This window comes from Pseudomonas sp. R3.Fl (assembly GCF_023516765.1).
Lineage (GTDB): Bacteria > Pseudomonadota > Gammaproteobacteria > Pseudomonadales > Pseudomonadaceae > Pseudomonas > Pseudomonas citronellolis.
The window spans coordinates 6,672,347-6,682,166 of the sequence record NZ_JAMGSO010000001.1; the positions used below are offsets into that span (position 1 = coordinate 6,672,347).

Annotated in this window: 9 protein-coding genes; 6 read left to right on the forward strand and 3 right to left on the reverse strand. The window is 64.8% G+C overall.

Translation table 11 applies throughout. The features are described from left to right. Nucleotides 1–95: 95 nt before the first annotated feature. The gene (locus tag M8R19_RS29560) at nucleotides 96–1,022 is read left to right on the forward strand and encodes a LysR family transcriptional regulator (protein WP_249919715.1); all 927 of its coding nucleotides are present in this window, start codon (nucleotides 96–98) and stop codon (nucleotides 1,020–1,022) included. 221 nt (nucleotides 1,023–1,243) lie between these two features. Here the strand turns inward: M8R19_RS29560 and M8R19_RS29565 are convergent, their stop codons facing one another. Beyond that, entirely contained in the window at nucleotides 1,244–1,483 is a 240-nt protein-coding gene (locus M8R19_RS29565) for a hypothetical protein (RefSeq protein WP_074984011.1), read from the reverse strand. 585 nt (nucleotides 1,484–2,068) lie between these two features. Between M8R19_RS29565 and M8R19_RS29570 the strand changes: the two genes are divergently transcribed. The 5 genes from M8R19_RS29570 (at nucleotide 2,069) to M8R19_RS29590 (ending at nucleotide 7,686) form a co-directional block, all read left to right on the forward strand. Continuing rightward, the gene (locus tag M8R19_RS29570) at nucleotides 2,069–2,362 is read left to right on the forward strand and encodes a hypothetical protein (RefSeq protein WP_058070426.1); all 294 of its coding nucleotides are present in this window, start codon (nucleotides 2,069–2,071) and stop codon (nucleotides 2,360–2,362) included. 40 nt (nucleotides 2,363–2,402) lie between these two features. Continuing rightward, nucleotides 2,403–3,143 (forward strand): SDR family oxidoreductase, encoded by a 741-nt coding sequence (locus M8R19_RS29575; protein ID WP_116423941.1) that lies wholly within the window; start codon nucleotides 2,403–2,405, stop codon nucleotides 3,141–3,143. A 483-nt stretch (nucleotides 3,144–3,626) separates the two neighbouring features. Then, nucleotides 3,627–4,157: a sigma-70 family RNA polymerase sigma factor gene (locus tag M8R19_RS29580; RefSeq protein ID WP_074984006.1), complete on the forward strand. Its 531-nt coding sequence runs from the start codon at nucleotides 3,627–3,629 to the stop codon at nucleotides 4,155–4,157. Beyond that, nucleotides 4,154–5,107: a FecR domain-containing protein gene (locus M8R19_RS29585; protein WP_249919716.1), complete on the forward strand. Its 954-nt coding sequence runs from the start codon at nucleotides 4,154–4,156 to the stop codon at nucleotides 5,105–5,107. The genes M8R19_RS29580 and M8R19_RS29585 overlap by 4 nt, the downstream gene beginning before the upstream one ends. Before the next feature lie 107 nt (nucleotides 5,108–5,214). Then, on the forward strand, nucleotides 5,215–7,686 hold the full coding sequence (locus M8R19_RS29590) for a TonB-dependent siderophore receptor (protein WP_249919717.1): 2,472 nt from the start codon (nucleotides 5,215–5,217) through the stop codon (nucleotides 7,684–7,686). 350 nt (nucleotides 7,687–8,036) lie between these two features. Here M8R19_RS29590 and M8R19_RS29595 read toward each other — a convergent pair whose 3' ends face one another. Beyond that, on the reverse strand, nucleotides 8,037–8,726 hold the full coding sequence (locus tag M8R19_RS29595; RefSeq protein ID WP_249919718.1) for a GNAT family N-acetyltransferase: 690 nt from the start codon (nucleotides 8,724–8,726) through the stop codon (nucleotides 8,037–8,039). 473 nt (nucleotides 8,727–9,199) lie between these two features. Beyond that, nucleotides 9,200–9,820: a hypothetical protein gene (locus M8R19_RS29600; protein ID WP_249919719.1), complete on the reverse strand. Its 621-nt coding sequence runs from the start codon at nucleotides 9,818–9,820 to the stop codon at nucleotides 9,200–9,202.

Below are 9,820 nucleotides of genomic sequence, written 5' to 3' on the forward strand. Positions count from 1 at the left end.
CTCAATCGCGTCCACAGAATTCTCCAGCGCTTGTTATGTTGTTGTGGACGCCAGACTAGGAATCTCCTCGGGCACGGGGCAAACGATTAGCAAATATGAGCCGGATTAACGTACGTAATATCTCGCGGATCGACCTCAACCTTCTGCTCACCTTCCACTGCCTGATGACCGAGCGCAGCGCCACCCGCGCCTCGGCGATGCTGCACGTGACCCAGGGCGCGGTGAGCGCGGCGCTGCGCCGGCTGCGCGAGCACTTCGGCGACGAACTGTTCATCCGCACCGCCTCCGGCATGCAGCCCACGCGCAAGGCCATGGAACTGGCGCCGAAGATCGCCGAGGCGCTGACCTCCATCTCCGGCGTGCTGGGCGCCGAGCCGGAGTTCTCCCCGCGCGATTCCAGCTACCTGTTCAACATCGGCCTGTCCGACGACATCGAGTCCTATCTCGCCCCGCGCATCGTCAACGCGGTAGCGGAGCAGGGCCTGGGCGTGACTTTCGCCTTCCACCAGAGCAACAGCTCGCTGTGGAAGCAGTCGCTGCAGGACCCGGACATGGACCTGGTGATCTGCAGCGAGCCGAAGGACTTCAACACCAGCTACTCGTCGCAGGTGCTGTTCTCCTCCTCGTACTCCTGCCTGTTCCGCCCGCGCGCCGGCGCGGCGGACGAACCCATCGGCCTGGAGGAATACTTCGCTGCCGACCACGTGCGCATCTCCTACGACGGCCGCCGCGGCTTCATCGACGACATGTTCGAGTCCGCCGGCTACGCCCGCCGCGTCATCGCCTCCTTCACCCACTTCAGCGGCGCCTTGACCACGCTGGTGAGCAGCGAGGCCATCGCCACGCTCCCGACCTTCGCCGCCGAGAGCTACGCGGCCATGACCCAGCTGCGCGCGAGCCCGGCGCCGCTGCCGGTGCCGTCCTTCCGCTGCTTCATGGTCTGGGACATCGCCAAGCACAGCAAACCGCACCACGAATGGCTGCGCCAGTTCATCGGCGAACTGGCGCAGAAGCTCGGCTAGCCGCGAGAGGGCCGTCCATTCGGCATCAACCTGTAGCGGGCCCTGCCCGCGATATCGCGCGCAGGGCGCGCTCCTACGAAGAGCGCCCCGGCGCGGCCGGCACTATGGCACCAGGGAGGCACGGTCGTAGGAGCGGACTCTGTCCGCGATTGGATTCACCGGCCACGCCGGACGCCTCGGTGGCACGGCCGACGGCGGATAACCGCGAACGGTTATGCGCCCTACGCCCGCCCATGCTCCTCAGCTGCGGCATACAACCGCTCGGCATCGGCCGCCAGGTACTCCAGTGCGCTGAAGGTGCCGTCCAACACATCCTCGGCAGGCGCTCCCAGGTCCGGCGCGCCGGCCAGCAGGCGCAGCAGATTGATCAGGGCGGATTGACGGGATTGGGCAGCGTCGTAGAAGTCCGATGGGGCAGCGTGCTTGAGGGGATGGGGTAGAACTTGGGCAGAAAGGCTCATGAAAATCTCCCAGATTGATTCAGTCTTCCGCCTCCCGACGCCAATCGGGGAGGGCGGACCGTACAGGTTGGCGTACCGGAATCTGGGAACCGGCGCATCCGAAGATGCCCCGCACGGCCCGCCCATAACATGGGTACAGCCATGCAAGGTGCCGGAGATTGACCCCAGACACCTTCCAGAATTCCGGGACGCCAATCCCGCACCGCTCTGTTGAGCGGCTGAGCAACGTTAGGGAGTTGCCGCGAGGCTGTCAATTGGGTGTGGCAAGGCGCGTGGCGGGAAGCGCAGTTGACCTGCATGGCAGCCATAGGTGAATGGCTACTTTCGCGCCCTCCCGGCAATGACGACGGATGCTCGGTGCCTGCTCATCCGCACTTTCCCGGGGGCGCTTTGTATTCCAGTGTGTCCGCAGACCGTTTTGACATTCGCAGAGATGGCCACGCCTTTTCTCGACACGGCGCAGATACCCCAAGGGCTTTTAATTCACTCCAACAGGATATCGGCGTGCGGTAGAGCCAGCGCACCTCCAGAGCGCTCTTTCCCACTCCGATGGACTGTTCCCCCTAACCCTTGAGGAACAATGCCATGAACACTCTGAAGACCCTCGTGACCGCCATTACCTTTTCGCTGGCCGGCGTGGCGGTGCATGCGAATGCGGCCGAAGCACGCTGCTCCCACGGCACCGTCTGTTTCCAACTGACGCCCCTGGCTGAAGAAGGCGCAACCCCGCAACTGGCGGAAGATGGCTTCAGCAGGACGCCCCTGGGCATGCGCGTGAACTCGGCAGCGCCTGCGCAACAGACCATTGCCGCAGATGGCTACAGCCGGACGCCGTTGGGCAAGCGCGTGGCGTCGTCCCATGAGTCGGCAACCGTCTGATTCCCGGGTTTTCACGTTTTCAGTCAATGAAGGTGAGGCGATGAAGCGAGACGAAGCAGGGAATGACAAGGTCGCCATTGTTTTTGGTGGCTCCCGGGGCATCGGCGCGGCAGCGGCGAGGCAACTCGCCGCCGACGGTTTCTCGGTGGCGCTGACCTACGTGTCCCGGCCGGACAGCGCCAAAGCGCTGGCCGACGAGATCGAGGCGGGTGGCGGCCGTGCCCTTGCGATCCAGGCCGACAGCAAGGATGCCGCTGCCATCCGGAATGCGGTGGCGGCGGCGGTCGAGCGCTTTGGCGCGATCGACGTGGCGGTGGTCAATGCCGGCGTGCTGCGGCTCGCCCGCATCGATGCCCTTGGCGTCGAGGACCTCGACCTGATGCTCGACGTGAACATCCGTGGCGTCATTCTCTCGATCCAGGCCGCCGTGGCCAGCATGCGCGACGGCGGGCGAGTGATCACCATCGGCAGCAATTCGGCCTCTGGGCGCACTTCGGTCGAAGGCGCGGTGTATGCGATGACCAAGGCCGCCGTCGCGCGCCTGGTGCAAGGGCTCGCGCTGGATCTCGCGGCGCGCCGGATCACCGTCAACAATATCCAGCCCGGCCCGACCGCGACCGACATGACGCAATCGCACCTGGACGCGCTGGCGGAACTCGTCCCACTCGGACGCGTCGCCCAGCCCATGGAGATCGCCGGTCTGGTCGCGTATCTCACCAGCCCGGCAGCGGCCCACATGACCGGGGCGAGCCTGACGCTGGATGGCGGCTATGCCCTGTAACGCCAGAAACGCCGGGGGCTGCGACGCTCAAGGGCTTGAACGGCAATGACGCAGACGCCCCATTGTGGAAGAGGAACAGATTTATTCCTTCTGCTCTAAAGCTGTCCGGATGGCCGAGACTAGAGTGCTGAAAATAAACCTGTCTTGCACGGACACCATACCGGTGGGCACGGCTTCTCGTAGGAGCGAGCTTGCTCGCGAACAGGCTCCGCTGCGGGCTCATTCGCGAGCAAGAACCAGGCGTCCCCCCTCGATCCTACGAAGCGCCCCCGCACGGCCGGTAAGAGAGTCGCTCTTACGGCACCAGGGCGGGCTGTGCAGGTTGGCGTACCGGACTCGGACCGGCGCATCCGAAGATGCCCCACACGGCCCCCATGGCGGGCATCCACGATAAGGCGCGCTGATCCCGGCCCGAATGCCTTGATGGAAGAGGTGGCATAAAAATATAATGCGAGTCATTCGCATATGATGGAATGCCACTCCATGCACGCTACTGCCGCTACAGAGGATCAGCTGCTCGGCCGGCTGTACCAGGACCACCACGGATGGCTGCGCGGATGGCTCAATCGTCGATTGGGCAACCGTTGCGATGCGGCCGACCTGGCCCAGGATACCTTCGTCCGCTTGCTCGTTTCGCCCGCTGCGCTGCAGCAGCCCATCGCGACGCCGCGAGCCTACCTGCTGACCATCGCACGGCGGCTGGTGATCAATCTCTACCGTCGGCGCTCGCTGGAGCAGGCGTATCTGGAAGTCCTGGCCAGCCTGCCGGAGGCGTGCACGCCTTCACTGGAACATCAGGCTCTGGTGCTCGAAGCCCTGCACGAGGTCGATGCGGTACTGGCTCGGCTGCCGAGCAAGGCACGTCAGGCGTTCCTCCTGTACCAGCTCGAAGGGCTCACCCAGGATGCCATCGCCCAGCGGTTGGGCGTGAGCGTACGTAGCGTTCAGCGCTATCTCGCGCTGGCTTTCGAAGAGTGCATCGTGCTGGCGGCGGAAGTGCCGGAGCACCCGTGAGCGCGCAACCCATCGACCGTGATATCGCTCGCCAGGCCGCGCGCTGGTATGTGCGCCTTCAGGGGCCGCGCGTCAGCGAGGCGCAACGTCGCGATTGCGAGCGCTGGCGCGCAGCCGACCCGGAGCACGAGCGCGCCTGGCAGTTGGCGGAAGGCTTCAACCAGCGACTGGGGCTGATCCCGCCTCAGCTGGGGCTTGAAACGCTGGATCGTTCCCATGCCGCTACGCGCCGACAGGCCCTCAAGTTGCTCGCGCTGCTGCTGGCAACGGCGCCTGCAGCCTTGCTGATTCGCCGTACGCAGTCCTGGCAGCAGCTCAATGCCGATGTTCGTAGCGGGGTAGGCGAGCAGCGCCAGATGTCTCTGGCCGACGGCACGCAGATTCATCTCAATACCGACAGTGCCGTCGATGTGGCCTTCGACGGTGCGAGCCGGCGGGTACGGCTGGTTGCAGGCGAGGTGCTGATCATCACCGCCAAGGACCCCGCCGGCAGACCCTTCATTGTGGAAACTGCCCAGGGCGAGATCGAGCCCATCGGCACGCGCTTCCTGGTGCGGCAATGGCCCGAGGACAGCCAGGTTGCGGTGCTCGAAGGCGCGGTGAAGCTGAACTCGCGGGCTGGAGAGTCCCAGCTGCTGAAGGCCGGCGAACAGGCGAGATTCAACGCCCGGCATGTGGGCGGCGTCGAGCCGCTCGATGCACGCATCGCCGATTGGACCCGAGGCGTGATCAAGGCCGAGCGTATGAGCCTGGCAAGCTTCGCCGCCGAACTGGGGCGATACCGGCCCGGCCTGTTGCGCTGCGACCCCGAGGTTGCGCAACTGGAAGTCTCCGGGGCGTTTCAACTGCACGACACCGACCAGGCGCTCCATGCGTTGACCCAGGTGCTGCCGGTGGAAATCCGCTATCGCACCCGTTACTGGGTCACCATCGCGCCCCTTTCCAGCTGATCGGCCGGGCTGATTGGCGCTGCCGAATTTATTTTGTCGTCTTTTTCGTCTCTCGCGTGTCACCCGAGCACACAACGAAAAAACATGCTCGACACAGGGAGTCACTCATGCAGCTTCACCCCTTCGCTTCGCGCCGCGCAGCACGACCCAGCGAACTCGCCCAGGCATTGCGCGCCGCTGCGCTCGGGCTGTGCCTGGGTTCGATCGGCTTCGTCGCCTGCGCGCAGGCCGACACCGTCGATCAGGCCAGTCGGCAACGCCACTTCGAGATAGCCCCTGGCCCGCTGGGCGCTGCGCTGGCGGAGTTCGCGAGCCAGGCGGGCATCACACTGCCGCTGCAGCCGCAGCGGGTGCAGGGGCTGAGGAGTCGAGGCCTGAGCGGCGATGCCGACGTCGACACCGGCCTGAGCCGGCTGCTCGAGGGGACTGGACTGCGCGCCTCACGGCAGGGCGACGGCTTCTATGTTCTGCGTCCGGTAGCCGAGGCCGAGCAGCCACTGAAGATGGACAGCAGCGAAATCGTGGGCGTTCGCCAGGATGGCCTGACCGCGGGAACGGGCTCCTATACGACCGGCGCCATGCAGACCGCCACCAAGCTGAACCTCTCGCTGCGTGAAACGCCGCAGTCGGTCACGGTGATGACTCGCCAGCGCCTCGACGACCAGGCCCTGGCCGACCTCAACGACGTCGTGCAGAACACCCCGGGCATGGTCATCCGGCGCACGGGGCCGGAGCGTTCCACCTACTACGCCCGCGGCTTTGCGCTCGACAACATCATGTACGACGGCCTGCCCACCAGCCTCGACAGTTCCCAGCTGTCCCAGGACCTGCTTTCCGCAGACATGGCCATGTACGACCGGGTGGAGGTGGTGCGCGGCGCCACCGGCCTGATGCAGGGCGCCGGAAACCCGGCCGCGGCCATCAACCTGGTTCGCAAACGTCCTACGCCAACGTTCCAGGCCAGCATCCAGGGCAGCGCCGGCACCTGGGACCGCTACCGCACCGACGTCGACCTGTCCGGCCCGCTGACCGACAACGGCGCTGTGCGCGGTCGCCTGGTCACCGCTTACCAGACCCAGGGCAGCTTCCGCGACTCGCTGGATAACCAGCGGAACCTGTTCTACGGGATCGTAGAGGCCGACCTGAACGACAGCACCACCCTGACGTTCAGCGCTTCGCGCCAGCAGGACGACTACAACGGCAACGGCTGGACCGGCCTGCCGGTGGGCTTCGACGGCAGCGACCTGAAGCTGTCGCGCTCCACTTCCCTGAGCAATGACTGGGAGTACTGGAACAAGACCAGCACCTCCGCATATGCCGCCATCGAACACGCCCTGGACAACGGCTGGAAACTCAACCTGTCGGCCACCAAGACCTGGGCCGACCTGGACATGCTGGGCACCTACATACTGGGGCGCACCGCCACCCAGACCTATGACCAATACGTCGGCGCCGGCCACTATCGGGAAAGCCAGAACAGCTTCGATGCCTACGCCAGTGGCCCGTTCCGCCTGATGGACCGCGACCACGAACTGGTGTTCGGTGCCAGCCATCGCCGCGTGGTGTTCAATGGCGACGTGCCGGTAAACGTGCTGCTGCACAGCAATATCGATATCTACAACTGGAACGGCGACACCCCGAAAATCGCCAGCCAGACCAAATACGGCTGGCAGAACACCAACGCCAAGCTCAACAGTGTTTACGCGACGACCCGCCTGAGCCTGGCCGACCCACTGAAACTGATTCTGGGCAGCCGCCTGGACTGGTACGAAAACGATACCAGCGCCCCCTACAAAGGCACCGAGACCGAACTCAAGGTCAACCGCCACGTGACCAAGTACGCGGGCCTGATCTATGACCTGGACGCGCATCACTCGGTGTACGTCAGCTACACCGACATCTTCAAGCCGCAGAGTTACTTCGACACCTCAGGCTCGGTCATCGAACCCATCACCGGCAAGAACTACGAGCTGGGCATCAAGGGCGAGTATTTCGACGGCGCGCTGAACGCTTCGGCCGCCATCTTCCAACTGGACCAGGAAAACCGCGCCAAGGCCATCACCGACCAGAGCCTTTGCCCCAGCTATCCCACCACTTCCTGCTACGAGGCGGCCGGCGAGGTGCGCAGCAAAGGCATCGAACTGGAACTGCAAGGGCAACTCACGCCCAACTGGCAACTGGGCGCCGGCTACACCTTCACCGAAGCCAAATACCGCAAGGATGCGAACAAGGCCAACGAAGGGCGCCTGTTCGATACCGACATACCGCGACACCTGTTCAAGATGAGCACCACCTACACCCTGCCAGGCGCGCTCGACCAATGGCGCATTGGTAGTTCCCTGTACCGGCAGAACCGCATCTACAACAAAGGCACCACCTACATGATCGAGCAGGACGCCTACACGCTGGTGGACTTCATGCTGGGGTTCAAGCCGACTGCCCATATCGATGCGCAGCTGAACCTGAACAATGCGTTCGACAAGAAGTACTACAACTCCTTGAGTTCGTCTGTCACGGTGCCGAGCAATGTGTATGGGGAGCCGCGGAATCTGATGTTGTCGGTGAAGTACAGTTTTTGAAGCGGCCGCGGGCGCAGGCCTGACCGAGTGGGGAAGCGCAGGAGGCCGATGGACGCCTGGCATCAGCCGGCTTAGCGCTTGGCATCGCGGCGGTATGGCTGCCATGGGGGCGGAAGCTGACGATTACCGAGGTCTGCTTTCGGCCCAGGCTGTGTGAAAACCCGAGCGGCTCTTCGAAGAGCGCGTTCCTACGTGAAATCTGAAAAGGCTTGGCTGTTCAGCCACAAGCCAGAATCCGCGTAGAAACGCGAAATCCAGGTTGTTTTTTAACCAACTGGACCGATCCGGAGGTTTTCACACAGCCTGGGCCGTTAGCAGGCACTCAAAGCCGAATCCGTTTCCGCTGGCTGTCAGTGCAGCGTGGGGAAGCGCTCTTTCACCAGCGCCTGGGCCTGATGGGCCATCTGGTCAAGCAGGCGGTCGCGTTTTTTCTCGGCATCGGCCATGGCCTTCCGGCCGTGTTGCTGCACCAGGTAGGCGTGGATCTGCCGCACTTCCTTGGATTGGTAGATCGGGGCCAGGTCCTGCACCGCGACCATGCCGTCGGAGCGGTGATCGCGGGTGTTGAGCAGTACGTGCGGCCCTTGTGCGGCCAGGACCTTAAAGCCCATCGACTCGAAGGCCGGCACCTTGCTCGCCGTGCAGGCGAGTTCGACGTGGGGCCGATGGTCGGCCACCTGTCGCAGCATGGCCCGCGCGATGCCGTGCCGGCGATGGCTGGCCGTGACGGCCAGGTAGGCCAGCGTGCAGGCCTGGGCATCGTCCTGGCTCGGCAGGTACAGGGTAAAGCCCAGGACCTGGGAGGGATCCTCGTCGTCCAGCGCCAGGACCAACCGCGCGCTGCTGTCCACGGCGCGGTCCATGGCCTGCAGATACAGGTGCACCTCGTAGCCGATCACGTACTGGTACAGCTGATAGAGCGGGTTGCTGGGCGTCAGCGGCACCGGGCTGATGTCGCTGAAGTAGTCCACCACCATTTGCAGAACCTGATTCTTCAGGGACTCGGGCGGCGGTGCGTCCAGGGTTACGAGGGTGAACATCTGAAGCTGGCTCCGGGCGTGCCCGATCGGGGAGATCGGCGCGGGCGCCATTGTAGCGCCCATGCGTGCCGAGCGTTGCAGCCGTTGGCGGAGTTCAGTCCGTAGGGCGGATAACGCGAAGCGTTATCCGCCGATTGGCCTTGGTCGAACCCCGCTCGGGGGCGGGCTTGGGCATCCTGGGTGGGAACGCCAGGGCCGGCCACTGTGTTGGCGATGAGAAAGGTGTAACGGCGGATAACCGCGAACGGTTATCCGCCCTACGCCCGGTCCGTCGTAGGAGCGGGCCCTGCCCGCGATTCGCGCGCAGGGCGCGCTCCTACAGGGGGAATGGCGTGGGTGTGGTGGGGCGGGCACAGTTTCTGGCTTCTCGTAGGAGCGAGCTTGCTCGCGAATGAACCCCCGCGGCGGAATCTGTTCGCGAGCAAGCTCGCTCCTACGAAGAGCATCTCGGAGCAGTCGGCGAGACAGTCGCCTCACCCCTCCCGTCTGACCTTGGCCCCCGCCTTCAACCACGGCAGGAACCCATGCAGGAAGCGCGTGGTCGCCGGCATGAAGTAGCTGCCGTGGTGGTAGCACGGGTCCAGGGTGGAGACGATCATCCGGCCCGCCGTGGTGACGCTGTCGTCGTAGAGTACCGAGCCGCCGTCCACGGTGTTCACCAGGGAGATCGCGCCTTCCGGCGGCTGCAGTTCGCCGTGGCGGTGCCAGGTGGCGGCGGCCAGGTCGAGGTGGGCGAACAGGCCGTGGTCGGCGGCGCCCAGGCGCAGGCCGGAGTCGGCGCCGGGTTGCAGCCACCACCAGAAGTTGGTTTCGCAGGGGCGCCAGCGCACGCCTTGCAGCCACAGGTCGGCGCGGCTTTCGCCCAGGGCCACCACCAGTTTTCCGGCGGCGAGGAAGGCGGCGATGGTGTCTTGCGCGGCTATCAGGTCCTCGGGGTTCTGCCGGCTGGCGACGTACAGGCAGTCGATGTCGTCGAGGTCGGCGCCGGGCAGTTCCGGGGCGTAGAGGTTGCTGTGGAAGCAGGGGCGCAGCTGCGGGTCGTTGTAGGTGGCCTGGTGGTAGTAGGTGCCACCGTCGACGAAGGCGATTCGCAT